At 68.4% G+C, this 25,200-nt stretch carries 20 protein-coding genes and 1 riboswitch; of the genes, 9 read left to right on the top strand and 11 right to left on the bottom strand.

Going from position 1 to position 25,200, the window contains the following annotated elements; all coding sequences use genetic code 11:
- Window positions 1–121: 121 nt before the first annotated feature.
- On the top strand, window positions 122–655 hold the full coding sequence (locus ACFQ91_RS06575; RefSeq protein WP_137825867.1) for a hypothetical protein: 534 nt from the start codon (window positions 122–124) through the stop codon (window positions 653–655).
- A 210-nt stretch (window positions 656–865) separates the two neighbouring features.
- A complete protein-coding gene (locus tag ACFQ91_RS06570) occupies window positions 866–2,827 on the top strand; it encodes an HNH endonuclease signature motif containing protein (RefSeq protein WP_232623835.1) in 1,962 nt (653 codons plus the stop codon).
- Window positions 2,828–3,029: 202 nt separating this feature from the next.
- Here ACFQ91_RS06570 and ACFQ91_RS06565 read toward each other — a convergent pair whose 3' ends face one another.
- The 4 genes from ACFQ91_RS06565 to ACFQ91_RS06550 all read right to left on the bottom strand — a co-directional run bounded on the left by ACFQ91_RS06565 (window position 3,030) and on the right by ACFQ91_RS06550 (window position 7,909).
- Complete coding sequence (locus ACFQ91_RS06565; protein WP_198500547.1) at window positions 3,030–4,445, bottom strand: aldehyde dehydrogenase family protein; 1,416 nt, start codon at window positions 4,443–4,445, stop codon at window positions 3,030–3,032.
- Between the two features lie 123 nt (window positions 4,446–4,568).
- Entirely contained in the window at window positions 4,569–6,035 is a 1,467-nt protein-coding gene (locus tag ACFQ91_RS06560; protein ID WP_282959858.1) for an APC family permease, read from the bottom strand.
- Between the two features lie 276 nt (window positions 6,036–6,311).
- On the bottom strand, window positions 6,312–7,244 hold the full coding sequence (locus tag ACFQ91_RS06555) for a helix-turn-helix domain-containing protein (RefSeq protein WP_198500545.1): 933 nt from the start codon (window positions 7,242–7,244) through the stop codon (window positions 6,312–6,314).
- 5 nt (window positions 7,245–7,249) lie between these two features.
- Window positions 7,250–7,909: a TetR/AcrR family transcriptional regulator gene (locus ACFQ91_RS06550; protein WP_198500544.1), complete on the bottom strand. Its 660-nt coding sequence runs from the start codon at window positions 7,907–7,909 to the stop codon at window positions 7,250–7,252.
- Between the two features lie 122 nt (window positions 7,910–8,031).
- Between ACFQ91_RS06550 and ACFQ91_RS06545 the strand changes: the two genes are divergently transcribed.
- On the top strand, window positions 8,032–9,936 hold the full coding sequence (locus tag ACFQ91_RS06545) for a primary-amine oxidase (RefSeq protein WP_198500543.1): 1,905 nt from the start codon (window positions 8,032–8,034) through the stop codon (window positions 9,934–9,936).
- A 20-nt stretch (window positions 9,937–9,956) separates the two neighbouring features.
- Here ACFQ91_RS06545 and ACFQ91_RS06540 read toward each other — a convergent pair whose 3' ends face one another.
- Complete coding sequence (locus ACFQ91_RS06540; protein ID WP_198500542.1) at window positions 9,957–11,495, bottom strand: DASS family sodium-coupled anion symporter; 1,539 nt, start codon at window positions 11,493–11,495, stop codon at window positions 9,957–9,959.
- 206 nt (window positions 11,496–11,701) lie between these two features.
- Here ACFQ91_RS06540 and ACFQ91_RS06535 point away from each other — a divergent pair, with 206 nt between their 5' ends.
- Window positions 11,702–12,625, top strand: coding sequence for a LysR substrate-binding domain-containing protein (locus tag ACFQ91_RS06535; protein ID WP_198500541.1), 924 nt, complete (start codon window positions 11,702–11,704; stop codon window positions 12,623–12,625).
- A 317-nt stretch (window positions 12,626–12,942) separates the two neighbouring features.
- Here the strand turns inward: ACFQ91_RS06535 and ACFQ91_RS06530 are convergent, their stop codons facing one another.
- The 4 genes from ACFQ91_RS06530 to ACFQ91_RS06515 all read right to left on the bottom strand — a co-directional run bounded on the left by ACFQ91_RS06530 (window position 12,943) and on the right by ACFQ91_RS06515 (window position 17,393).
- Window positions 12,943–13,788, bottom strand: coding sequence for a DNA-formamidopyrimidine glycosylase family protein (locus ACFQ91_RS06530; RefSeq protein WP_198500540.1), 846 nt, complete (start codon window positions 13,786–13,788; stop codon window positions 12,943–12,945).
- Between the two features lie 20 nt (window positions 13,789–13,808).
- Window positions 13,809–14,978, bottom strand: coding sequence for a Cmx/CmrA family chloramphenicol efflux MFS transporter (locus ACFQ91_RS06525; RefSeq protein ID WP_198500539.1), 1,170 nt, complete (start codon window positions 14,976–14,978; stop codon window positions 13,809–13,811).
- A 209-nt stretch (window positions 14,979–15,187) separates the two neighbouring features.
- Window positions 15,188–16,540 (bottom strand): hypothetical protein, encoded by a 1,353-nt coding sequence (locus tag ACFQ91_RS06520; protein ID WP_198500538.1) that lies wholly within the window; start codon window positions 16,538–16,540, stop codon window positions 15,188–15,190.
- A gap of 298 nt (window positions 16,541–16,838) precedes the next feature.
- Entirely contained in the window at window positions 16,839–17,393 is a 555-nt protein-coding gene (locus tag ACFQ91_RS06515; RefSeq protein ID WP_198500537.1) for a HutD family protein, read from the bottom strand.
- 86 nt (window positions 17,394–17,479) lie between these two features.
- On the opposite strand from ACFQ91_RS06515, the gene ACFQ91_RS06510 reads away from it, so the two are divergent.
- Window positions 17,480–18,424 carry an alpha/beta fold hydrolase gene (locus ACFQ91_RS06510; protein WP_198500536.1) on the top strand — a complete coding sequence of 315 codons (945 nt, stop codon included), beginning with the start codon at window positions 17,480–17,482 and terminating at the stop codon, window positions 18,422–18,424.
- 3 nt (window positions 18,425–18,427) lie between these two features.
- Here ACFQ91_RS06510 and ACFQ91_RS06505 read toward each other — a convergent pair whose 3' ends face one another.
- On the bottom strand, window positions 18,428–18,790 hold the full coding sequence (locus ACFQ91_RS06505) for a VOC family protein (RefSeq protein ID WP_198500535.1): 363 nt from the start codon (window positions 18,788–18,790) through the stop codon (window positions 18,428–18,430).
- A gap of 112 nt (window positions 18,791–18,902) precedes the next feature.
- Here ACFQ91_RS06505 and ACFQ91_RS06500 point away from each other — a divergent pair, with 112 nt between their 5' ends.
- Window positions 18,903–19,913, top strand: coding sequence for a RimK family alpha-L-glutamate ligase (locus ACFQ91_RS06500; protein WP_198500534.1), 1,011 nt, complete (start codon window positions 18,903–18,905; stop codon window positions 19,911–19,913).
- Window positions 19,914–19,920: 7 nt separating this feature from the next.
- Window positions 19,921–20,025: riboswitch (TPP riboswitch) on the top strand.
- Entirely contained in the window at window positions 20,022–20,693 is a 672-nt protein-coding gene (locus ACFQ91_RS06495) for a TenA family protein (RefSeq protein WP_198500533.1), read from the top strand. It overlaps the preceding riboswitch by 4 nt.
- A gap of 40 nt (window positions 20,694–20,733) precedes the next feature.
- On the opposite strand, the gene ACFQ91_RS06490 is transcribed toward ACFQ91_RS06495, so the two are convergent.
- Window positions 20,734–22,437: a dihydroxyacetone kinase subunit DhaK gene (locus tag ACFQ91_RS06490; protein ID WP_376871546.1), complete on the bottom strand. Its 1,704-nt coding sequence runs from the start codon at window positions 22,435–22,437 to the stop codon at window positions 20,734–20,736.
- Between the two features lie 53 nt (window positions 22,438–22,490).
- On the opposite strand from ACFQ91_RS06490, the gene ACFQ91_RS06485 reads away from it, so the two are divergent.
- Window positions 22,491–23,666 (top strand): hypothetical protein, encoded by a 1,176-nt coding sequence (locus tag ACFQ91_RS06485; RefSeq protein ID WP_198500531.1) that lies wholly within the window; start codon window positions 22,491–22,493, stop codon window positions 23,664–23,666.
- A gap of 38 nt (window positions 23,667–23,704) precedes the next feature.
- On the top strand, window positions 23,705–25,195 hold the full coding sequence (locus ACFQ91_RS06480) for an NAD(P)/FAD-dependent oxidoreductase (protein ID WP_198500530.1): 1,491 nt from the start codon (window positions 23,705–23,707) through the stop codon (window positions 25,193–25,195).
- The last annotated feature ends 5 nt before the right edge of the window (window positions 25,196–25,200 follow it).

The following is a 25,200-nucleotide window of genomic DNA, read 5'->3' as shown; positions in this document are numbered from 1 at the left end:
GGAGATCTCTGCAGGGGATCCGTCCGGCGCGACCGATTCCCGGGCACTTTCCGCCGCCGGTGCCCACCGCCGCGCAACGGTGCAAGAATAAGGATGTACCGACCCGAACCAAGGAGCGACCATGAGCACCGGCGACACCTGGGCAGACGACACCGATCCCGCTGACAACGACTTCCTCACGCAGGACGACGAGTTCGACGAGGAAGAGCTCGAAGAGGACGACGCCGAGCCCACCGGGGTCGACCTCACCAGTCTCGAGGAGACCGCCGACGAAGCCGAGGACGACGCCGAATCGGACGACTTCGACGAGATCGACGACGAGGACAGCGAGCCCTACGTCGAACCTGGCGCCGAAGGGCCCGAGGGCACCGGCATCGAAGGCGCCGACGACGCCCTCATCGCCGACGCCGGCTGGGACGACGAACAGGACGCCCCCGCGCTCGACGGCGACCTCGACACCGACCCGACGACCGCCGCCGAGCAGGGCAACCGCGACGGGGACGACATGGTCTCGTACGGCGACGACGACTCCGAGGTCGCCGAGCTCAGCGGCGACGATCTCGACGTCGACGCCCTCGCCGACGATCACGTCGAAGAGGTCGACGTCATCGACGGCATGCCGGAGACGATCGACAACGCCTACCGGGAGGACTGACCCTCCCCTCCCATCCGCGCGCCCTCTCCCCTCGCTCGCCGAGGTGGGAGGGCGTTCGCATGTCATCGCGGGCTCCGAAAATCGCTGAGCACAGAGAATCTATCGATTTTTGCGTTCGAATCAGTTTCGAGAAACCCATTGACTTCGCTTGCGTCGTGAACTACACTGATGTCATTAACCACGTTGACGTGGGAAGACAGGTGAATCCCCGTGACCGACACAACCGAATCAGTCCCCTCCGGAGCCCAGCCTGGCCGAAACAGCCGGCGCATCAATGTCGATCCGGACTCCCGTTTCGCCGCTGCCGTCGACGTCTACTCCGCGTGTGACCGGGCCCAGCTCACCGCGCTCGAGACGACTGCCGCGCTCTTCCACGACGAGGTCATCGACCACCTCAACCTCATGAATCCCGATGCGGACGAACCGTACCGGCACGCGAGCCTGACCGAGACCGCTCGACGCTTCGCGCGGGCGCGCACCCGCGACGACCAGGCTGATACGGCGTCGGACAGTCCAAAAGTGCCTTCGGAACGCGATGACGGCGAAGCCTCCGACACGGCAGTCCTGCCCGGCTTCCCGCGCTTCCGCGAGACCCAGTCGATCGACGGCTGGGTCCATGCGCACTCCCACGCCGAGGACATCGCGGAGCTCGCGACCATCCTCGGCAACTCGATCACCACGACCTACACCCACATCACCACGGCGATGCTCCTCATCCACGGACTGCCGAAGTTCCACGAGCGCTGCCTCGCCGGCGACTTCACCTACGCCCACGTCGTCGCCGCCGCGCGTCTGTGCAAGGACATCGGGTTCGCCCACCTGCCGGAGATCGACTGCTACCTCGCGCGGCGTCGCGCCGATGTCACGATCGAGACCTTCCGCAAGTCCCTGGCCATGAAGATCAGCGTGGTCGAACCCGTCGAGGAGCGCAGCGAGCGTGCCTTCGACCACCGCCGCGTCGACCTCACCACCCATCCGGACGGCACGTCGTGCCTGACGATCACCGGCCCCTCAGCGGAACTCCAAGCCTGTTTCCTCCGCATCGAAGCCTTCGCCAAAGCGATCCGGAACAACAGCACCGCACCGTTCGCCGACATGCTCCCGTCCGGTGCCGTCATCGAAGACGACCGCACGATCATGGCTCTGATGTTCGACATCTTCACCCAGACGAGGCCCCAGGTCGGCATCGAGGTGCGGGCCCACGACACCGACACCGGCGAGGTCACCACACGGGAGATCCCCTTCGACACCGAGCACGTGCGCAGCGTCGCCGACATCGCCGATGCCCTCACCGCGGCGGCCGATCGGTTCGAGGAGGCGGTCGACGTCGACCGCGACGAGGAGGGTCGTCCTCTCCTCGGTCTCAATCTCTCCCTGCCGACCACAGGGTTCTGGTTCGCCAATCAGGCCCGGATGATCATGACGGTGCCGCTCATGTCACTGCTCGACCAGTCCGAGCTGCCGGGGACGTTCTCCGACGGCTCACCGGTTCCGGCGGACATGGCGCGACGCGTCGCCGGCCATTGCTCGACGTGGTCGCGGATCCTCACCGACCCCGCCACCGGCACTCCGGTCGATGCCCAGGCCAAGAGCTATTACATTCCACAGACGGTGAGACAGACGCTCATCGCCCAATGGCAGTCGTGCACCGTCCCCGGATGCCGACGGCGAGCAGAATCCTCAGAAGTCGACCACATCATTCCGTTCGACCACGATGACCCCGAACACGGCGGACTCACCGTGTTCGGCAACCTCCATCCCCTCTGCAAATCGCACCACCAGGCGAAGACGGACAGGAAGTACGCCGTGTGGATGGAGTCCGCCGGCCTCCTCCGGTACCGCTTCGCCCACGGAGTGAGCGCGATTCTCGTTGCAGGGGACAACCCTGTCAACGTCGAGCACGCCAGGCAGTTCGCCACGGTCGAACCACCACCCGAGCCACCGCCCGAGTCGCCACCTGCGCCACCTCCCGAGCTACCACCGCCGCCGGAACCACCGCCGCCCGAGCAATCGCTGCCGGAATCGGGAGACACGCGCATCTCCGACGACTGTCCCGGTCCGCAGGGCGAAATCGGGAGACCCGGCTGGGTCAAGCGCATGGGAATCGTCCGGCGGCCGGCGTCCCCTCAGCAGGAATGGGTCTGGGACAACGGCGAGCCGCCACCGTTCTGAGTTGCGGGCACTGCCGCGTGGCCGAAGGATCGAGGCGCTCTGTTGTACGGCGTCGCCGTGTTGCCGGAAGAGTCTGCCACTCCGAGAGGCAACCCAACCCCAGATATGGCCCGACCGGGCCCGGGATCAGATCAACCGGACCCGGCCGGACGGCCGAATGTCGCCATCACCTAGGAGCTAGCACACCCCAGGAGACGACTGGTCACCAGGAGATGACGTGCGGGACGCTCACCTGCTTGAGGCCCTCGAGACCGAACTCGAGGCCGTAACCGGACTTCTTGACACCGCCGAAGGGCACGCGAGGATCGATGGCGCCGTGCTTGTTGATCCACGTCGAGCCGGCTTCGAGTCGCGCCGCGACCCGCTTGGCCTCGTCGAGGTCGGACCCCCACACCGAGGAGCCGAGCCCCACTTCGAGCTCGTTGGCCCAGGTGATCGCCTGGTCGAGGTCGGTGTACTTGATGATCGGCAGGGCGGGACCGAACTGCTCCTCGGCCACGAGCGGGTTGTCGTTGTCGATGTCGGCGACGATCGTCGTCGGGTAGAAGTATCCCGACTGGCCCTCCTGCGGGTCTCCGCCGACGAGCACCGTCGCTCCCCCGTCCTTTGCCGCCTGCACGAGACGGGCGACGATGTCGTACTGCTGCTTGTTCTGCAGAGGACCGAGCACGTTGTTCTCGTCAAGGCCGACACCCATCGGCATCTGCGCGGCGACCTCGACGAGGGCGTCGCAGACCTCCTGGTAGAGGGACTCGGGGACGTAGAGTCGCTTCATCGCCGCACAGGTCTGACCGGTGTTGATGAACGCGCCCCAGAAGAGGTCGGTGGCGATTGCCTTGGGGTCCGCGTCCTCGAGGACGATGCCCGCGTCATTGCCGCCGAGCTCGAGGGTGAGCCGGGCGAGGTTGTCAGCGGCCGAGCGCATGATCGCCTGCCCGGTCTTCGTCGAGCCGGTGAACATGATCTTGTCGACGTCGTCGTGGTCGGTCAGCGCCGCACCGACGGCCCCGTCACCGGCGACGACGGAGAGCACGTCGGCGGGCAGCACCTGATTGATGACGGCGATGAGGCCCTGGACCGACAGCGGTGTGTACTCCGAGGGCTTGACGACGACGGCGTTGCCCATCTTCAGGGCCGGGGCGAGCTGCCACACGGTGATCATCATCGGCCAGTTCCACGGACCGACGGCGCCGACGACGCCGACCGGGTCGTAGACGAGTTCGGCGTGCGTGCCGTCCTCGTCGACGAGGACCTCGGGTTCGAGCACGAAGGCCGCGTTCGCCCGCAGCCACGCCGCGCAGGCGCCGACCTCGAAGCGCGCGTTGGGCCCGTTGAGCGGCTTGCCCGCCTCGCGGGAGAGCAGCTGTGCGAGCGCCTCGGCGGAGGCCTCGATGGCGTCGGCGGCCTTGTTGAGCAGGTCGTTGCGTTCGGCGACGGGGCGCGAGGCCCACGCCGGCTGCGCTGCGACCGCGGCGCTGACGGCCGCGTCGATGTCGGCGACGGTGCCCTCGTGGGTGCAGCCGATGACATCACCGGTCGCCGGGTCGGTGATCTCGCGACCCGCCGGGTCGTTGATCGCGGCGAGCAGTCCATCGTAGGTCGTGAGGTCGGTGCTCATGATGCTCCTTCGGTTCGGATTCGGTGAGTGGGACGGGTGCGGTCGGGTGGAAGCCAACGGTCGGGTCGACGCCGACTGTCAGGGTCGCGGGGTCTCATGCAGATCCTCGTCTCATGCAGGTCCTCATCCCAGACTTCCACCGGATCCGATTCCTGCATAGAGCTCGGGCCGGCTGCCGCGCAGCCAGAAGGCCCAGAGGGTGCCGATGAGCCCGGGCACGAGGACGAGGAGCGGCAGCAGCCACGAGAGCACGGTCGGCTCCGTCGTGCCGATGAGGACGTCGAAGTTCGCGACGATCGCGAAGAAGAGGACGAAGAGTCCGATGGCCGCGATGCCGGGCGCGATGAGCCGAACCCACGTCGAGTACTCCGCGCGCTGGGTTCGGAGGAACCCGATGACGGCGAGCGCGGTGAGCGCCATGAGCAGGACGAGGCCGAACGCCCCCATGTTCGTCAGCCACGTGAAGAGGGTGACGACGGGGAAGAGCGGATCCGTGCTGCTGGCGCCCGCGGCCGCGAAGACGAGGATGACGATGAGGGCGAGCGCCGACTGCGTGAGCGATCCCGCGACGGGCGCGCCTGACCGTCGTGAAGTGCGGGCGAGGAACGACGGGAGCACACTGTCGCGGCCGAGGGCGAAGAAGTACCGGGCGACGATGTTGTGGAACGCGACGAGAGCGGCGAGCAGCGAGGTGAGGAAGAGGAGGTTCGCGAGGTCGACGAACCACACCGGGGCGTGCTCGCCGAGGTAGGCGAACATGAGATCGGGACCGAGCTCCTGGGCGCGGGGCACGAGCTGCGAGGGACCTTCGGCCATGACCATCGCCCAGCCGGAGAAGGCGTAGAAGACGGCGATGAGGCACACCGCGATGATCGTCGCCCGTCCGGCCGTGCGCTTGGGATCCTTGACCTCCTCGTTGTAGATCGCCCCGGACTCGAAGCCCATGAACGCCGCGATCGAGAATGCGAGCACCGCGCCGATCCCCGGGACGAAGAGGTCACCGGGGGCGAAGCCGGCCGTCGACAGCCCCTCGGGGCTGTTCGAGAGTCCGATGACGTCGTAGATGACGACGACGAGGAACTCCGTGGTGACGATGATGCCGAGGATCTTCGCGGAGAAATCGACCCGGGCGATGCCCATGAGACCGACGACGACCCAGCCGATGAGCGCGCACACGACCCACGAGACGGTGAGCCCGAAGAACGAGTTCAGGAGTGAGGAGAAGACGAAGCCGAACATCCCGACGATGCCGATCTGCATCGCGTTGTACGACATGAGCGCCGTCAGCGCGGCTCCGACGCCGATCCGCTTGCCCAGCCCCTTGGCGATGTAGGCGAAGAACGCGCCCGCATTGTGGACGTGCTGGCTCATCGCCCCGTAGCCGATCGCGAAGAGGATGAGGATGACGCCGAGGATGATGAACGACAGCGGGATCCCGAGGAGTCCGGTGACCGCGAAGTTGCTCGGCAGTCCGCCGGCGGCGACCGTCAGCGGCGCCGAGGCGGCGATGATCATGAAGACGAGTGCCGGGGTGCCGATCCTCCGCGCATCGAGGCTCGCAGCCGCCGGACCGTGACCGTGCGAACGCACGGGACCGTTTGAGTGACCGATGCCGCTGCGATCACCAGGGCCGCCCGGACCACCAGCGCCGCCGGCATGGCCGGAACTGCTGGACTGGCCGGGGCCGTGGGAATTCCCGGTGGCAGCGCTCATGTCGTTCACCTCACAGACGTCATTGTTCTCCCCACCCTGCCGCGCCACCAGCCGGCGCGTCTTGGCTTTCCGAGCAGTCCCCTTGACCTCCCGTGCACAGCCTCACCCGGCGGCCAGGGTCACCCGGCAACCTGGGTCACGCAACGACAGTGGTCATTCGAGGTGGGTGCGGCGGAAGACGGCGGGCGGCTGACCGACGACCTTGCGGAAGAGGCGGGAGAAGTGCGCCGGATCAGGCAGCCCCCACCGCGCGCCGATCGCGGCGACCGGCACGTGCCTCTGCAGGGGATCGGCGAGGTCGACCCGGCAGCGGTCGATGCGCCGTCGGCGGATCTCCCCGGCCACACTCTCCCCACCGGCGAACAGCTGGTGGAGGGCGCGCACGGACATAAAGTGCGCGGCTGCGATCGTCGCCGGTGACAGCGTCGGATCGCCGAGGTGGTCGTCGATGTGGGCGATGACCTGAGTCCACAGCCGCTGTCGCTCATCGGGCACCTCGGCGCCGTCGCTGAGCTCATCGGCCATGACCGTCGTGAGCAGGTCGACGATATTGCCGGCGAACCTGATCCCCACCGAGCGGGTCAGGGTCGGCAGCATCGTGCCGGCGCGGACGATGACATCGGAGACGACGGCGCCGAGGTCGTGGCCGGCGCCGATCGCCGTCGCCGTGAGCTGGGCGACGCTGTCCTGCGGCAGGGTGACCCGCGACTGCGGGAACATCATGACGTACGACGTCGAGTCGGTGTCGAAGCTGAGCGTGTACGGCCGGGACGTGTCGTAGAGGGCGAGAGTGCCCGGCGCCAAAGGCACTTCGCGGCCGTCCTGGACGAGGAGACCGTGCCCGCTGACCTGGAGGGAGACCTTGTAGTAGTCCTCTCCCCCGCCGGCGATGAGCCGCGGGGTGCGCAGCACCGCGTGGGGGTTGGCGCAGATGTGGGACATGACGACGGCGTCGTAGTCTCGGGCGCTGATCGAGCCGGCGAAGGCTCCGCGGCGCTGCGGGTCGGTCTCGAGCGGCACGAACGAGTCGGAGACGAGGCTGCGCCAATCGTCGAAGTCCGCGGCCGTGCTCTCCATCAGCGTCATCGCTCTCACCTGCCTGCCTGTGCCGTTTCCTTGGATTCGCGCGTTCCGGTTGCGAGATGCCGGGTTCCGACATGCCTGGTGTCGAGCCGCGCGATGAGGTAGCTCAGCTGGGTCCGGAATCCCTCGAAGTCGAAGCTCTCCCCGCCGAGGATCGACGTCGTCTGCGCCCCGTAGAGGTAGGTGAGGAGGATGTCGGTCTCGACGTCGATGCTGACTTCAGCGGAGATCTCCCCCGCAGCGGCCGCCTCGGCGAGCCACCCGCGGATCCACTCCCGCCAGCGGGCCATCGTCGCCCGCACCTCGCGGGCCCGGACCGGATCCTGGGCCACCTCGGCGAGGAAGGAGAGGACGACGCGGGCCTCGTCGCGGAGCTCGGGGGTGAGGGGAACGACCTCGGCGGCGAACGCGTGCAGCGCGGTCAGCCCGCTCCGGCCCGCCGTGGCGATGACGACGCGGCGATTCGTCGCCTCGTAGACGTCGACATAGGTCGCGGCGAGGAGGTCGGCCTTCGACCCGAAGTAGGACTTGACGACGCCGTTGGCGAACCCCGCCTCGGCGGCGATGTCGCGCATCGTCGCCCCCGGCAGGCCCTGGCGCGCGATGATCCGCATCGTCGCGTCGACGATGTCGCGGCGACGCTGGGCGTAGTCGACGATCTTCGGCACCGGTGCTCCATCCCCATTGACTTTATTTCCTACGAGTGTAGATTATAACGTGATCCGGCTCACGCCAACCCCTGATCGCCAACCCCCAGATTCCTGGAACCCTCAGACCGCAGAGGTGGACGATGACTCCCCAGACCCCCTACTCCCTGGCCACGGATGACGAGATGACGACGGTCGTCGACACGCTCCGCGACGCCGATCTCTTCCCTGCCGCGGCGCGGATCGCCTACCTCGGGCTCCTCGATCCCGTCCGCGGCACCGCGCGCGACGCCAGCACCGTCGATCGCCGGTTCCGCGTCCTCGTCAGCGACAAGGAAGCCGGCACCGCCCGTGACATCGTCGTGTCCGCGACCCACCGCAGCGTCGAATCCGTCACCGAGGTCGACTCCGCCGTCGCCGGCGAGTTCCCCGTCATGGAAGAGGAGTTCGAGATCGTCGAACAGGTGCTCAGCGAGGATCCCGCGTGGCAGGAGGCGATCGCCCGGCGCGGTCTCGCCCTCGACGAGGTCCGGGTCGCTCCCCTGTCGGCCGGTGTCTTCGAATACCCCGACGAGGCGGGACGGCGGATCCTCCGCGGGCTCGCGTTCCACCAGCAGCACGCCTCCGACAGCGCGTGGGCGCACCCCATCGACGGCCTCGTCGCCTACGTCGATGTGACGAACCGCAGCGTCGACCAGGTCCTCGACCTCGAGGACGTGCCGATCCCGGCCGAGCACGGCAACTACACCGACCCCGAGCTCACCGGTCCGCTGCGCACGACACAGAAGCCGATCTCGATCACCCAGCCCGAGGGACCGAGCTTCACCGTCACCGACGGCAACCACATCGACTGGGAGAAGTGGTCCTTCGACGTCGGCTTCGACATGCGCGAGGGTCTCGTCCTCCACAACATCGCGTTCACCGACGGGGATGAGACCCGGCGGATCCTCGACCGGGCCGCGATCGCGGAGATGGTCGTCCCCTACGGCGATCCCTCCCCGGTGCGGTCGTGGCAGAACTACTTCGACACCGGCGAATACCTCGTCGGCCAGTGGGCGAACTCGCTCGAACTCGGGTGCGACTGCCTCGGCGACATCACCTACCTCTCCCCGTGGGTCGTCAACAACCTCGGCGAGCCGCGGCAGATCCGCAACGGCATCTGCATGCACGAGGAGGATGCCGGGGTGCTCGCGAAGCATTCGGACCTGTGGTCGGGGGTCGCCTACACGCGGCGCAACCGGCGCTTCGTCGTCTCGTTCTTCACCACCGTCGGCAACTACGACTACGGGTTCTACTGGTACCTCTACCTCGACGGGACGATCGAGTTCGAGGCGAAGGCGACGGGCGTGGTCTTCACCTCGGCGCTGCCGAACGGCTCGACGGACTTCGCCTCGGAGATCGCACCGGGGCTCGGCGCCCCGTTCCACCAGCATCTCTTCGGCGCCCGCCTCGACTTCGCCCTCGACGGCGGCGGCTGCCGGGTCGAGGAGGAGGACGTCGTCCGGCTGCCGGTCTCGGATGAGAACCCGCGCGGCAACGCCTTCACCCGCAAGCGCACCCTGCTCGCCACGGAGCTCGCGGCCCAGCGCGACGCCGACCAGTCGGTGGCCCGGACGTGGGTGGTGTCGAACCCGGAGTCGATCAACCGCCTCGGCGAGCCCGTCGCCTACAAACTCCATCCGGCCGGTCTGCCGACGCTGCTCGCCGCCGAGGAGTCCTCGGTCCACAAGCGGGCGACGTTCGCGTCGAAGGCGCTGTGGGTGAGCCAGTACGACGTCGACGAGCGGTACCCGACCGGCGATTTCCCCAACCAGCACGCCGGTCATGCCGGCCTGCCGACATGGACGCAGGCCGACCGCAGCGTCGACGGTGAGGACATCGTCGTGTGGCACACGTTCGGGCTCACGCACTTTCCACGCGTCGAGGACTGGCCGATCATGCCCGTCGATACCGTCGGCTTCAAGCTGCGCCCCGAGGGCTTCTTCGACCGCTCCCCCGTCCTCGACGTGCCGGCCCCCGACTCCGGCGGCCACTGCTGCGCGGAGTGAGGGGCGGGCGGGTCACACGATCAGAGAGAGACCCCGAAGACGACTGGAACCAGCGTATACATGACGATCATGATCAACCCGAGTGAGATGACGTTCAACCACAGTCCCGCACGCATCATCTGCTTGATGGAGACTTCACCCGTGCCGAACGCCACGGCGTTGGAGGGCGTCGCGACTGGAAGCATGTAGGCGGAGCAGACAGCGAGGGTCACCGCAATCGTCATGAATAGCGGATCGAGGCCGACCCCCACCGCGACGGCACCGAAGATCGGCAGGAACGCCGCTGCGGTAGCGGTGTTCGATGTCAGCTCGGTCAAGCCGAGACCTACGACAATGACTGCGACGATGATCAGCCATGGGGGCAGGCCCGTCAGACCGGCAACCTGCTCTCCCACCCATCCTGAGAAACCCGTGGCAGTGAACATCGCCGACAGGGACAGGCCTCCGCCGAAGAGCAGCAGCAGGCCCCAGGGGACCTCCTTCGCGTCCGACCATCGCAACAGCGCCCGCCCGTCGCTGCCGTTCGTGCCGCCCCCAGCGGGCACGATGAAACAGGCGATCGCCGCAGCCATTGCAACCTGCGCGTCATCGATTGACCCGAGAAAGGCGGCGTTGGCGGCCAGCCACGGAATCTGCGCGAGAAACGGAACAGCGACCCAGAAGAAGATCGCCACCAAGAAGATCACCGACACTCGGCGCTCCGCGGTGGTCATTCGCCCGAGTTTCGCGAGTTCCTCGCGGATCACACCCTCACCTCCTGGGAGCTTGTCGACCTCTGGACGGAACACCAATTTGGTGAGAACCGCCCATGCAATGAACAGCATGACGATCGCCCACGGGATCCCGATGAGCATCCAGGTGCCGAACCCCATGTCGAAGTCATAGGCCTCACTGAGATAGCCCTTCATGAGCGCCATCGGGGGCTGGCCGATCAGCGTTGCCGTCGATCCGATCGTCACTCCGTAGGCAACACCGAGAAGCATCGACGCGGCGAACTTCGGACCGACTGCCTGCCTGTTCACTCTCCGCACGAGATCGATGATCGAGACGGCGATGGGAACCATGATGACTGCGGTGGCGGTGTTCGAGACCCACGCAGAAACGAACGCAGAAGCAATCATGAGTCCGAGGACTATCTGCGATGGCTTGGTGCCCACCAGGCGAATGGTCACGAGCGCGACACGCAGGTGCAACCGAGACTTCTCAGCAGCCAGACCGAGTATGACGCCACCCAGGACCAGGAAGATCACCGGATCGGCGTAAGGGGCCGCCACGGCTTTCATCTCTCCCATTCCGAACAGGGGAAACAGCACCAGCGGGAGAAGCGAAGTCACTGGGATGGGCGCAGCCTCGGTCATCCACCACAGCGCCATCCACAGCCCGCACCCGGCCACAGCCCGGCCCTCGAACGAGAGGGAGTCAGGCAGGATTGCGGCGAGGACGAGACCAGCCAGCGGTCCAAGTGTGACGAGCCACCAGTTGCGCCTCCGTCCGCCGTCCAGCGTGTCTTCGGGGTTCGTCTCGTGGCTTCCCGTCCGATGCGTCGTTGCGTCAGTCATGTCATCTCCCAGCTCGGTCCCCGCGCAGAATCACAGCGAGGATTCCCAGTGATCTCAATCACTGTAGAGTTGACGATCAAGATACAGAAGTACAGGTTTTTCCTCTTTTCATATGATGACGATATGAATCGAGGTCCGAGAGGCCGTTCGGCAATGATCACGCCGGGCTTGATTTCTCGCGTGCGTCAACCGTGATTGGAACCCCTATGGAACTGAGACACCTGCGCTATTTCCTTGCAGTGGCAGAGGAGAAGCATTTCGGGCGCGCTGCAGATCGACTGCACATGGCCCAGCCTCCGCTCTCCAACCAAATCAAACAGCTCGAAGCCGAACTCGGCACCACACTGTTCGAGCGAACGACGCGCAGAGTCGAGGTCACCGAGGCGGGGCTGCTCCTCATGGATCGAGCCCGGCAGCTGCTCTCCGACGTCGAAGCCGCAGAGTTCGACGTTGCGGAAGTGGGCCGCGGTGCCGCCGGTGTTCTCCGGGTCGGGTTCTCGGGAACGGCAACATACAGGCTCATGCCTGAGGTCGTCAGACGCGCGCAGACCGAGCTCCCCAATGTGCGTCTTCAGATCTCCGGTGAGATGCTCACACCCCAGATGGAGAACGCCCTGCTTGAGAACCGCATCGATATCGCTGTACTGCGGCCGCCAGTGCAATCGGGCGAACTCATACTCGACGAGTTCGAACAGACTCCGATCGTGGCGATTCTCCCGATGAACCATCCCGCGATCTGCCGTTCTCCTCAAGGGCATCCGGTGAGCGTGGCAGAGTTGGCCGACACCGGCCTTGTCAGCTATCCCCGCTCTTCCACGGTGGCGTCTGCAGTCTGGGAGCTCTACCGACAACTGGGGTTCCGCCCTCGCATCGTCCAGACCGCAACGGAGACCTCCACTCTCATTGCAATGGTCAGCGCCGGCTTGGGGGTCGCACTGATCCCGGATCCCTCAGGACTGCCATTGCGGACATCGATCGCTGTCCGACCGCTGGCTGAGCAGCTCACCATCGGCCTCGCCGTTGCCCGACGCGCTCACGGCGACCACGGAAGCCACGCCATCACGCCGCTCCAGTCGGCGTTTGCCAACCTGACCAGAGCTGCCTCCGCGCACCTGCGCGACAACGCCTGACAACGCGAGAAGACCACTGCTTCCCCAGGATCGATTGCGTCGGCAATCCCGCCCGGTCGCTGAGGAGACACGCTGGCTCCACCGGACGAGCACCGCTTCAGCCAGTGCTTCAACACCGCTCTGCGGTTCGGTCCGAAAGGTGCCGCAGCGGGACTCTCAGAGTGGCTGGGCCCGAGGCTCGTACCGGCGCGCACTCCACGGTGCTCACCGCCAGCTCGACCTCGGAATCCTGGCGCCCACGTCGCTGCGGGTCACGGTCGGTGGTGTTCGGCTGTGGGGCTGCTTCGTCATCATCGACCCCTCGGCCTCAGCCGCCGCTATTTGAGGAGGCGGTCCATGCGTCGGTCGCTCAGTCGCTTCCCACCGGTCTGGCACCCGGGGCAGTACTGGAGCGACCGGTCGGTGAAGGAGACCTCGGCGATCGTCGTCCCGCACACCGGGCACGTCTGACCGGTCCTCCCGTGCACGCGCAGCAGCTTCTTCTTCGCGGCCTTGATCTTCGCCGGGGGCAGCCCCGAAAGCGCCTCCCGTGCCGCAGTGAGCACCGAGGTCATCGCTGCGAACACGGCATCGGCATCGGCCTTGTTCGCCGTCGCGAACGGGGAGATCTTCGCGGTGTGGAGGATCTCGTCGGAGAAGGCGTTGCCGATGCCCGCGACGACGCTCTGATCGTCGAGCACAGTCTTGACCCGTGAGGTCGTCCCGGCGAGCGCGGCGGCGAACTGCTCCGCGGTGATCTCCAGGGCGTCGGGACCCGCATCGGCGAGCGCAGCGACATCGCCGAGGTCGCGGACGAGGGACACGGACGCATTCTTCTTCGTCCCCGCCTCGGTGAGGTCGAACCCTGAACCAGAAGCGAACGTGACCCGCATCCCCAGCGGCCCCTTCCCCATCCGCACCGGCGTCGACGGCGCGGCATCGTGCCAGACCAGCCAGCCGGCGCGGGCGAATCGGCACACCAGGGACAGCCCGTCGAAGTCGATGACGAGCGCTTTGCCGACGCGCCTCACCCCGGTGATCTCGAGCCCGATGACGGCGTCGAGCGGCGGGTCGGCGGTGTGCAGCAGCGAGAGCTCGGCGATGTCGACCTGCGCGATGAACTCACCGACGAGACGCGGGGTGAGGAAGTCGACGAGCGCTGAGACCTCGGGCAGTTCCGGCATGTGTCCAGTATGCGCCCGCCTCACTCCCGCACAAGGGACAGCCGCCGGAGGATGACGACCATGCCGAGACCTGCGCAGACGGCGCTGACACCGAACGGCCCGATGAGACCGAACCGCTGCAGGGCGAGCCCGGCGAGGACCGGTCCGACCGCCGCACCGAGGTTGAGCGCGACCGTCGCGAACGACCCGCCGAGTGTCGGGGCACCGGCGGCAGTGGCGACGATGCGCGCAATGAGAGTGCTGCCGATCGCGAACGAGAGGAATCCGATCAGCGGGGTGAGCACCCAGAGCATGACCGCGCCGAGGCGGCCGTCCGTCCCCGCCCCCGTGACCGTGAGGGCGAGCCCGATCCAGGTGAGCACGAGGACGGGCCCGAGCACCCCGAGGAGCCGCCTCCACCGTGCATCGGCGAACCGACCGGCGACGCTGACCCCGCAAAAGGCGCCGGTGCCGAACACCGCGAGGAGCACGGGCACGGCGGCACCGGTGAGACCGTGCGCGACCTCGGTGACCGCCGCGAGATACGTGAACGCCCCGAACGTCGCGGCGTTGACGAGCACCGCGACAGCGATGACGACGAGGAGGTCCGGGGAGCGCAGCGACAAGAGCTCGGCGCGCAGCGGAATCCGGTCGGCCGCGTGCGCGGTCCCTCCCGGGGCGGCCGCGAGAACGCCGAGGAGCGCGGGCACGCAGAGGGCGGCGATCACCCACAGCGCCGACCGCCAGCCGAAGCCGGCGGCGAGGAACGCCCCCGCCGGCACCCCGGCGATGAGCGCGAGCGTCGTCCCGGCGAGGACGACCCCGATCGCCCGACCCTGTCGCCCGGGGGCGACGAGTCGGGGGATGAGAGCGAGCGTGACCGCCACGAACCCCGCATTGGCGACAGCGGCGAGACTGCGGGTGGCGACGAGGACGGGGAACGAGTCGGTGAGCGCACCGCCGACATGAGCGAGGACGAAGACGACGAGGAAACCCGTCAGCGCGAACCGCGGCGAGAACCGACGGCTCGCCGCCGCCATCACCGGGGCGCCGACGACCATGCCCACGGCGAATGCGGTGGTCAGCAGCCCCGCCTCGGCGAGGGAGACGTCGAGATCACGGGAGATGTCGGTGAGCAGACCGACGAGGACGAATTCGGAGGTGCCCTGCGCGAACACGGCGAGGGCAAGGAGATAGAGCAGCACAGGCATGAAGCAGCCTTTCGGACACAGCAGCGTCAGGGATGAACCGTCTGGCACTGCCGGTGCCGGGATGAGGATCTCCGGACTATCGGCGTGCCGACAGCCCGGTCCTGGATGCTTCTGGTGTGCTCACGCGTCCAAGGCTAATGGGGGCGTGGGGGAACAGCAACGCCCCGGGGCGGATCACGCCCCGAGGCGGGTCCCGGGTGTGGTGCGGGTCAGCCCTGGGAGCCGGCGGCACTGCCGCCGGAGCCGCTGCTGCCTGAGCCGGATCCGGAGCCGCCGCTGCCGGAACCACCCGATCCGCTCGAGCCGTTGCCGCCCGAGCCGGATCCGCTGCTCGAGCCGCTGCCACCGGAATCCGAGCCGCTGCCGCTGCTGCCCGAACCGGAGGTTCCCGAGTCGCTGCTCGTGCTGCTGCCCGAGCCGTCCGAGGTCGACGAGGAGTCCGAGCTCGAGCTGCTCGACCCGGAGGTGTCCGAGGACGTGCCGCTCGTGTCGCTGCTCGAGTTCGTGCCCTGATCCGTGCCGGTCTGATCGCTGTTCGACGAGGACGTCGAGCTCTGATCGCTCTCCCCCGACGTCGAGGAGCTGCTGTCGCTGCTGGTGTTTCTGCCGCTCTCCCCGCTCGAGCTCCCGGAGTTCGAACCGCCGTCGCTGCCGCCGTCGCTCGATGACGATCCGGACTCGTCGCCGCTGCCGGAGTCGCCGGTCACCGATCGCGAGATCTGCGAGGTGCCCGGCGAGATGTCGGCCTGCGTGAGGTTCTCGGCGATGACGACGCCGCCGAGGCCGATGCCGAACGCGGCGACGCCGATGGCCACCGGGTAGAGGACGCGCTTGCGCTTGAGCTTCTGCAGCCACGACTTCGGCTCGTCGTCGGCATCTGTGCCCGCGGCCGCCTCGGCGTTCGCCTCCGTCTCGTCGAGGTTGCCGAACGCCGAATCGGTGCGCGACGGATCGCCGTCGACGGCACCGTAGACCGCCGTGGCGTCCGGATCTGCACTGCCGGGTGCTGTGCTGCCTGAGGATGTGCTGCCGGGAACCGTGCCGTACACGGCAGTCTGGTCGCTGCCGGGGGCGTCAGGGTTCGTGCTGCCGGGGGCGCCGGCACCGGGGCCGACGAGCGGGAGGGTCGCGCCCTTCTTTACGGCAGGGGCGAGCTTCGACCCGACCTCCTTGACGGCTTCCTTGCCCTTCTCGATGCTCTTGCTGTAGATGCTCACAGCGAGCGCGGTGACGATGCTCGCGATGCCCGCCCCGATGACGGTTCCGGCCACACCGAGCTGGCCGCCGACGATCGACGACGTCGCGGCCGCACCGGCGCCGGCGAGCAGCTGGGTCGCGGAGATCCCGTTGCCGCCCTTCTCCTTCTTCTCGTCCGTGCTCTCGTCACCGTCGGTGGTGTCGAGCGTCGTCGTCTCCGCGGCGACCGCGGGCGCGACTGATGTCGGCTGCGCGGCCGTCTGCTGGGCGTGAACAGGCTCGGTGTGCGCCGGCCGGCTCTCGGTGACGGGACCGTCGCGACGAATCGGGTTGGGCGGCAGGACAGGCTGATGGGCAGCCGTCATCTCCTCCGTGACCATCGGCAGGGCCTGGGACGGCCGGCTCTCCTGCGGAGTCGATCCCGTTGCGGGATCGTTCGGGTCATGCGGATCTCTGTTCTGCGGCGCCAACGTACCTCCAAGACTGTGTGACTCTCCCCAGTATTCTCCGCCGAGGTCCGGAGACGCTGACCGGGGTCCCCCGAAACTGAGAGCCGTCTGGACGCCGACGCCTGGCCCGTCCCCCATGACCTGGACCGATGCGCGGTCGTGTGACGGGCGGAACAGGCGACTGACATGGTTTGTCCAGGAACCTTGTCACCCGTCAGGCGAATCCGATCCCGCCGAGGCGGTCCCCCGGCCCCATGGCATCGTCGTCGCCGAGGCGGAGGAGATCGAAGCGGCGCCAGTGCGGGCCGTCGGTGAGGGCGAGTGCGAACCGCGGCCGAGCGGACTCGCCGGGCTCTGCCGTCCCGGTGGGGTCGAGGATCGTCGTGGGCTCGAGCATCATCGTCAGCGGCGGCAGCGTCGCCTCGTCGGTGACGACCATGAGGTTGACGGCGAAGGTCGGGGCCGCGAGGTCGGTGAGCGCGACGGCATCGGACCCGGAGAAGCGCAGCGGTGATCCGGGGCCGGCCCGGTGCGCGGTGCCGGCGATGTCGAGGACCACCTCGGCGTCGGTGGGAAGGAACGTCCGGTCGAGTCCGGGCAGGGAGGAGAACGGACCGGTCCGCTCGAGGCGGGCGATGCTCAGCCGCCACGAACGCCGGTCGGGGGTGAGCGCCGTGGAGGCGTCGAGGGAGACGAGCTCGGTCGTCTCGCCCGCGCCGTTGGCCCAGGGAACAGGGACGATGTCGGCGAACGACGCGATGATCTCCATGGCATCCATCGTAGGTGCGCCCGCCGTCGTCAGCGCGGGTGAGGGGCTAGCCTGGGAGCACACGGACCTCCGGCAAGGAAGCAGCGATGACCGTTCCGCCCCGCCCTGACTCGTCTGACAAGTCAGATTCATCTGACACTTCAGGCTCGTCTCGCCCGCCGCACCTCGATCCCGGTGACGGCCTCACCGAGGAGATCGTCACGCTCGCCGACGGCCGCCGCATCCGCACCGTCACCGCAGGTGAGGCGCCTGGTCCGTGCATCGTCTTCGAAGCGGGCATGGGTGCCTCGGCGGCTGCCTGGACGCACATCCAACGGGAGGTCGCCACCCGCACCCGGACCGTGTCCTACGACCGCGCGAACATCGGCGGCAGCGCTGACGACCGGAGTCCGCGCAGTCTCGAGCGGATCGTCGACGACCTCGCCGAGGTGGTCGACCAGGTCGCCGGGAACACGCCGGTCGTCCTCGTCGGCCACAGCTGGGGCGGACCGATCGTCAGACTCTTCGCGCACCTCAACCCCGAGCGGGTCGCCGGGATGGTGCTCGTCGATGCGACCGCCTCGGCGATCCTCTCCCCTGCGGTCGCGGCCCTCAACGCCGGTTCGATGCGGCTCGGGTCGCTGCTCATCCGGGCCGGCCAGGGCGATCGCTTCACCCGAACGCTCCTGCCCGACGGGGCATCACCGCTGATCACCGAGGCGGATCTCGCCCTGTTCTGGCGCGACTCGCTCACCCAGCGGGCGATGCGCATGGCGCTGCGCGAGGAACGGCATGTCACCTCGTCGATCGCGCTCATGCGGATGCTCGAACGCGACGGCGGACCGGACGTGCCCGGCGTCGTCCTCCAGGGCGGTCGGCAGCGGGGACTGCTCGAGCGGCGGATGCGCTCGCGCCAGAACGCGGCGGCGGCGACGATCGTCGACGCGATGCCGCAGGGCAGGCTCGTCGTCCTCGAGGACGCCGGGCATCTCGTCACCCATGAGCGTCCCGATGCCGTCATCGACGCCGTCGACGACGTGCTGTCGCGCTGAGTCTCAGTTGACGCAGAGACAGAACGGGTGACCGGCCGGGTCGAGGAAGACGCGGAATGTCTCCCCCGGCTGGACGGCGGCCTTCCCGGCGCCGAGCCCGATGACCTCCGCCTCGGCGGCATCGAGGTCATCGACCATGACGTCGATGTGCATCTGCTGCGGGTGCTCCTGGCTCGGCCAGCTCGGGGCGTGGTAGTCCTCGACCTGCTGGAAGCAGATGGGCGGCCAGGAATCGGACGTGATCTCGGCCCATGTGCCGTCGTCGTCGACGCGGACCTGCCAGTCGAGGAGTTCGCCGTAGAACTGGGCGAGCTCACCAGCATCCGGAGCATCGAGAACGACCACGGGCTGCTTTGCGATAGCCATGGTCCTGAGTCTACGCCGCAGGGCGGACACGACCCAGGGAATCACCGACTCGATAGAATTGTTGAGCAATAACAGCGCACCTGCCAGAGCCACGGCGCATGAGAGGACTTCGATGAGCACGCACACCCTGCCGGTCGCGGACGGTCCCGCGGTCTACGTCATCCACGACAATCCCGAGTGGATCCCGCCGTTCGCTGACGCCTTCGCCGACCTCGGCGTCGAGCTCGTCGAGTGGCTGCTGCCCGGTGCCGCGATCGACCTCGCCGCCGCCCCGCCCGAGGGCGTCTTCTGGTCCCGACTCTCGGCATCGTCGCACACCCGCACGGACCCCCACGTCAAGGAGTACGGACGCGCGGTCCTCGCGTGGCTCGAGGCCGCAGGCCGCACCGTCGTCAACGGCTCGCAGGTCCTCGAGCTCGAGGTCAGCAAGATCCGCCAGCACCGCGTGCTCGCCGCGCACGGGATCGACGTGCCGGCCACCTCGGCGGCCTTCGGATCAGCGGCGATCGCCGAGGTGGCTGCCGGGTTCGCGCCCCCGTTCATCACGAAGCACAACCAGGGCGGCAAGGGACTGGGCGTGCGCCGCTTCGACTCGCACGCCGAGCTCGAGGCCGCCGTGGCCGACTTCGCCCCCGACGGGTCCACCGAGCCGATCGACGGCATCACCCTCGTCCAGGAGTACCTGCAGCCGGCCGCGCCGTTCATCACGCGCGCCGAGTTCATCGGCGGCCGCTTCCACTACGCCGTCGCCGTCGACGTCTCCGCCGGCTCCTTCGAACTCTGCCCCGCCGATGCCTGCGCCGTTCCCGGGACGGCCGGCAGCCTCGGCGACAGTCAGTTCACCCGGCGCGACGAGATCACCGCGGACACCCCGCTCATCGGTCGGCTCGAAGCGCTGCTCACCGAACTCGGCATCGACTTCGCCGGGGTCGAATTCATCGACACCGCCGACGGTCGCCAGGTCGTCTACGACATCAACACGAACACGAACTACAACGCCGAGGTCGAGGCCGGCGAGCGTGCGGCCGGCCGTCAGCCTGCCGCCGTCCGGCTGGCCGAGGTGCTCGGCGCGAAGCTCGAGGCCGCCCATCATGACGCAGCTGTGGCGGCACCGGTCGGCTGATAGTCTCGAACCACCACAGGGGAGCGCCGCGACCGGCGCTGAGAGTGCGCACGCAGACCCTTAGAACCTGATCCGGGTGACACCGGCGGAGGAAGATGGAGGCTCATCATGATCACAGTCGCGACCGGCGGAGCCGTGCCCGAGCTGCGGGCGAGCGCCGAGGCGGAGTGGACCGCGGCGACCCATCACCGGTTCGTCTCCGAGCTCTTCGCGGGCACCGTCGACGACGCGGTGATGGCGAAGTACCTCGTCCAGGACTACCAGTTCTTCGATGACTTCCTCTCGATGCTCGGCGCCAGCGTCGCCCACGCCGACACCATCACCGCGAAGCTCCGGTTCGCCCAGCAGCTCGGGTTCCTCGCCGCCGATGAGGATTCGTACTTCCTCCGCGCCTTCGCCGAGGTGGGGGTGGAGCCCGCGGACTACACCGATCCCCAGCTCACCGAGGTGACCGCGGGGTTCCGCGACGTCATGCGCGAGGCGGTCGCCGCGGCGTCGTACCCCGACGTCCTCGTCGTCCTCGTCATCGCCGAATGGCTCTACCTCGAGTGGGGCGAGCAGGATCGGGCCATGCCGAGCCGCGACCTCCACACCGGGTGGATCGACCTCCACCGCGGGGAGGCCTTCACCGGCTGGGTGCAGTTCCTCGTCGACGAACTCGAACGGGTGTACCCGCGCGGGGACGATGCGGCATCGGCTGCCGCCCGGCAGCGCCTGGCCGATCTGTGGCAGCGGGCCGTCGGGCTCGAACGCGCGTTCTTCGACGAGGCGTACCGGTGACCGCGCTGCCGGGCCAGGCTGCTTCTCGTACCGGCTAGGGCTACTTCTCGTAGACTTCGGCGGCAGCGGAGAAGAGGAGCGAGATGCCCACGGCTCCGGCGTCGGGTGTGCCGGCTCCGCGGCCGTCGACGTAGCTCGCCCGACCCCGCCTCGCCTGCATGTCGGCCGTCGCCTGTGCCGCCTCGGCGGCGGTCTGCGCCGCTGAGGCGAATCCCTTCCCGAACGCCGAGGCGGTGGGATGGAGGACGTCGACGACGGTCCGATCCCCGGTCTCAGCGCCGCCGACGCGCTGGATCGCCGCGCATCCGGCCGCCGTCGCCCGCTTCCAGAGGTCAGACGCGGTCTCGCGGTGGGTGTCGGCGTCGAGTTCGGCGTAACCGGCGCTGAGCTCGTGGAAGAGCAGGCCGAGGAGCGGTCCGCTCGTGCCGCCGACGCCGCCGAGGAACGCCGCTTCGGCTGCGGCGAATCCCGCGGCCTCGGAGGAGTCGACGAGTCGAGTGGCGTGGCGCAGTCCACCGCGGAGGTTGTCCCCGAAGTCCCCGTCACCGCCCACCTGATCGAGTTCCGTCAGATGGGCGTGCTGCTCCTCGACGAGTTCGGCGAACCGGCGGAGCACCGCGGTCTCGAGATCCGTGTCCCCACCGGCTGCCGTCCGCTGCCGCAGAGAGTCGGCGGTCGACGTCGGCTCCTGCGCACTCCGCGTCGCCGCTGCCGTCGGCACCGCCTCGGCGTGCGCGGAATCACCGCCGCGGGTGGGGAACGCCGCGGTGCGGGAGGCGGCGTTCCACCAGTCGAGCCAGGACGGCTGCAGGCGGGTGACGGTGAGGGAGAACCCGGTCATGTCGAGCGCGGTGACATAGCTGCCGACAAGGGACGCGGCGATCGACTCGCCTGCGGTCTCGAGGGCGGCACCGAGGGCGTCGTGGACATTGAAGAGTTCGATCTGGGTCGTCGCGCCGAGTCCGTTGACGAGGACGAGGAGCTCGTCGTCGGCCGGGGTGCCGGGAACCGCGGCGAGGAGCTCACGGCACATCCGGTCGATGAGAGCCTCGAAGCCGTCGTGCGGAATCGAGGTCGCTGCGCGCTCACCGTGGATGCCGACGCCGTATTCGAGGGTGCCCTCGGGAAGGTCGAACGCGGGCCGACCGGTGTGGGCATCGGTCTGGGCGCGAGCGGCCACGGCGAGGCTCCGGGACCGGGCGACCACCTCGGCGCCGAGGTCGGCAAGCTCGTCGAGACCCCACCCGGCGTCGGCGGCAGCGCCGAGGATCTTCTCGACGATGACGGTCGCCCCGGTGCCGCGGCGGCCGGTCTCGGTGTCGTCGCTGTCGGTGGCGATGTCGTCGTCGACGAGCACGGTCGCCACGGGGATGCCGGCGGCGCGGAGACGTTCGGCGGCGATGCCGAAGTTGATGACGTCGCCCGTGTAGTTCTTGACGATGTGGAGGACGCCGTCGGGGCCGGCCACCGCCTGCGACGCCGCGAAGATCTGCGCGTTGTGCGGTGAGGCGAAGACCTCACCGGGGACGGCGGCGTCGAGCATGCCCGGGCCGACGAAGCCGACGTGCATCGGTTCGTGACCGGAGCCGCCGCCGGAGACGAGGCCGACGGTCCGCGTCGGGGACTGCGCTGTCGAACTCACGAACAGGGGATCCTCGGTGAGCGCGACGAGATCGCTGTGGGCCCGGGCGAACCCGCGCAGCGCTGAGGGGATCGGGGTGGACGAGACGAAGAACGCGTTCATGACGGCCAGCCTAACGTCCGGTGATGCCGGGCACCACGTGGCACTATTGACCGATGAACGATTCCCCTGCCGAGTCCGGACGCATTCCGTTCGGGCTGTTCTGCCCCGAGATCATCGAGACCGTCCCGCCGCGGTTCTTCCCCACCACCGTGTGGGGGTACTTCGAAACGGAGAACGCGGACGGGGAGACCGGGTGGATCGAGCGCACCTCCGACGGGGCGTCGTACGCGACGATCCTCTCGCAGATCTCGGGCTTCCTCGTCGAAACCGAAGCCGCGAACGCGTGGGTCGATGACGAGGTGCCGATCGATGATGACAGCGCGGAGGATGGAGAAGCGCAGGACAGGACGTTGTCCCAGCTCAGCGGCGATGTCCTCGTCGAAGAGGCCTCGGCGGCACTGTCCCAGCTCACGGTCTTCCCGCTGCCGCCCGGGCATGAGGCCACCGGCCGCTACGTCGCCCTCATCTGCGATGACGACCCGTTCGAATCCGGCAACGTCGAACTCCTCACCGAGGATGTCAGCAGCGAGCTCGTCGAGGGGCTGCTCCGTGTGGCTCAGGCGCGGTTCGCCGAGACGCTCTCGTTCAGTCCCTTCGACGACGATGACGAGGAATCGGACGAAGACGAGGGCAGCGCCGGCCCGTCTGTGACGACCCCGGATGCCCCCGACGACTCCCTCCCGGGCGTGACGACGTTCGGTGAGCTCTTCGCCGGCTGGGTGTTCCTGCCTCTGCCGGATGACGTCGACGTCAGCGCCGTCTGGTCGCTCATCCTCACCACCGGCTCGGATGGCGGAATCCAGCGATACACCCGGCGCACGCCGCTGCTCGATGAGAACGTGCTCGCGGGTGCCCTGGCGCGGATGGTGTTCGAAGTCGAGGCGGGCCTCCTCGACAGTTTCGACGATGACGACGACCCCGCGCGGCTGACGCGGGAGACGCTGCCCGAACTGAGCTCCCTCGTCCCCGACGACTCACCGACGCGTCCGCTCGATCCGCGGATCGCCACGCTCGCGACGCGGGCCCTGCCCGCCGGTGAGACCCCGATCGTCGCGAGTCTCCTCCTCTTCGGCACCGATCGACTCGGGTCGAGCACCGTCCTCTGCGACTGGGTGACGACACCGGATGCGGTCGCCATCGGTGATGTCGAGTACGACGGCTTCGAAGAGCTCGGCCTCGCCCGCTCCGCATTGCGCGACCTCCTCCAGAACGGCCTCGGCGAGTTCTGAGGCACAAGCGACGTTCTGGCGCATGAGAGACTGAACCCATGAGCACTGAGCTGGATGTCGCTGTCGTCGGATCGGGTCCCAACGGTTTGGCCGCCGCCGTGACGATGGCCAGGGCAGGGCTGTCCGTCGAGGTCTTCGAAGCCCAGCCGACGATCGGCGGCGGAGCGCGCACCCTCGACCTCGGGCTCGCCCCGGGCATCACGAACGACATCTGCTCGGCCGTCCACCCGCTCGCGATCGCCAGCCCCTTCTTCGTCGACTTCGACCTGCGCGCCCGCGGCCTGGAGTTCACCACCCCGGAGATCTCCTACGCCCAACCGCTCGACGGTCAGCCCGCCGCGCTGGCCTTCCACGATCTTGCGACGACGGTCGACCACCTCGGCGAGGCCGGCCCGGAATGGGATCGGTTCTTCCGTCCCCTCCTCGACCGCGTCGACGACACGATCTGGCTCTCCCTCGGCGACAAGCGCTCGATCCCCCCGACCCTGCGCGACGTCGACGGGATCGCGAACATCGTGAAGTTCGGGATGCGTCTGCTCTCGCAGGCGAGCCCCGCGTGGAACATCCCGCTCTCCCACGAGACCACGCAGGCGCTCTTCACCGGTGTCGGCTCCCACGCGATCGGCCCCCTGCCGGGCATGGGCACCGCGGCCACGGCGACGATGCTCGCGACGATCGCCCACGCCGGCGGCTGGCCGTCCCCGATCGGCGGGTCGCAGGCGATCACCGATGAACTCGTCGCCGACCTCGAAGCCCACGGCGGCAGGGTCACCGCCGACGCCCGGATCAGCCACGTCTCCGATATGCCCGCGGCCCGCGCCTACATCCTCGACACCTCGGCGCTGAATGCCGCCCAGATCTTCTCCGGCCTCCTGCCCGCCCACGTCGACCGCGCCCTGCGGGCCTTCAAACACGGCAACGCCGCGGCGAAGGTCGACTTCGTGCTCAATGGTCCCGTCCCCTGGGCCGACCCGAACGTCGCCCGCGCCGGCACCGTCCACCTCGGCGGCACACGGGCGCAGATGGCCGAGGCCGAGGGCGACGTCGTCGCCGGGCGCATGCCCGACCACCCCGTCTGCCTCGTCTCCGACCCGACGGTCTTCGACCCCTCCCGCGAGGTGAACGGTCTGCGGCCGCTGTGGACGTACTGCCACGTCCCCTTCGACTGCCCGATCGACCCCGCCGACTACATCATCAGGCAGCTCGAGCGCTTCGCCCCCGGATTCCGCGACACGATCGTCGACTACCGGTCGGTGCCCGCCTCGGAGATGGCCGGACACAACCAGAACTACCAGGGCGGGGACATCGCCACCGGCATCATCACCTTCTACCGCATGCTCGCCCGCCCGCGGACGAACTGGGACAACTACAGCCTCGGGGTGCCCGGCGCCTACCTCTGCTCCGCGGCGACCCCACCGGCCCCCGGCGTCCACGGCATGAACGGCTGGTTCGCCGCCCAGCGCGCGCTCAAGCACCGCTTCGGCATCGACGAGACCCCGAGCCTCGCCCCGGAGACCGTGAGCCGGTAACCGCT

The sequence above is a fragment of the Brevibacterium sp. NPDC056726 genome (assembly GCF_042790515.1).
GTDB lineage: Bacteria > Actinomycetota > Actinomycetes > Actinomycetales > Brevibacteriaceae > Brevibacterium > Brevibacterium sanguinis.
Note: the sequence above shows the minus strand (reverse complement) of the source record. Positions and strands in the feature narration are given on the sequence as shown.

Coding starts and splice junctions, on each gene's coding strand:
- ACFQ91_RS06575 (WP_137825867.1), top strand. CDS start 122: ATGAGCACCGGCGACACCTGGGCAGACGACACCGATCCCGCTGACAAC.
- ACFQ91_RS06565 (WP_198500547.1), bottom strand. CDS start 4,445: ATGAGCACCGACCTCACGACCTACGATGGACTGCTCGCCGCGATCAAC.
- ACFQ91_RS06555 (WP_198500545.1), bottom strand. CDS start 7,244: ATGACGCTGATGGAGAGCACGGCCGCGGACTTCGACGATTGGCGCAGC.
- ACFQ91_RS06545 (WP_198500543.1), top strand. CDS start 8,032: ATGACTCCCCAGACCCCCTACTCCCTGGCCACGGATGACGAGATGACG.
- ACFQ91_RS06540 (WP_198500542.1), bottom strand. CDS start 11,495: ATGACTGACGCAACGACGCATCGGACGGGAAGCCACGAGACGAACCCC.
- ACFQ91_RS06535 (WP_198500541.1), top strand. CDS start 11,702: ATGGAACTGAGACACCTGCGCTATTTCCTTGCAGTGGCAGAGGAGAAG.
- ACFQ91_RS06530 (WP_198500540.1), bottom strand. CDS start 13,788: ATGCCGGAACTGCCCGAGGTCTCAGCGCTCGTCGACTTCCTCACCCCG.
- ACFQ91_RS06525 (WP_198500539.1), bottom strand. CDS start 14,978: ATGCCTGTGCTGCTCTATCTCCTTGCCCTCGCCGTGTTCGCGCAGGGC.
- ACFQ91_RS06520 (WP_198500538.1), bottom strand. CDS start 16,540: ATGACGGCTGCCCATCAGCCTGTCCTGCCGCCCAACCCGATTCGTCGC.
- ACFQ91_RS06515 (WP_198500537.1), bottom strand. CDS start 17,393: ATGGAGATCATCGCGTCGTTCGCCGACATCGTCCCTGTTCCCTGGGCC.
- ACFQ91_RS06510 (WP_198500536.1), top strand. CDS start 17,480: ATGACCGTTCCGCCCCGCCCTGACTCGTCTGACAAGTCAGATTCATCT.
- ACFQ91_RS06505 (WP_198500535.1), bottom strand. CDS start 18,790: ATGGCTATCGCAAAGCAGCCCGTGGTCGTTCTCGATGCTCCGGATGCT.
- ACFQ91_RS06500 (WP_198500534.1), top strand. CDS start 18,903: ATGAGCACGCACACCCTGCCGGTCGCGGACGGTCCCGCGGTCTACGTC.
- ACFQ91_RS06495 (WP_198500533.1), top strand. CDS start 20,022: ATGATCACAGTCGCGACCGGCGGAGCCGTGCCCGAGCTGCGGGCGAGC.
- ACFQ91_RS06490 (WP_376871546.1), bottom strand. CDS start 22,437: ATGAACGCGTTCTTCGTCTCGTCCACCCCGATCCCCTCAGCGCTGCGC.
- ACFQ91_RS06485 (WP_198500531.1), top strand. CDS start 22,491: ATGAACGATTCCCCTGCCGAGTCCGGACGCATTCCGTTCGGGCTGTTC.
- ACFQ91_RS06480 (WP_198500530.1), top strand. CDS start 23,705: ATGAGCACTGAGCTGGATGTCGCTGTCGTCGGATCGGGTCCCAACGGT.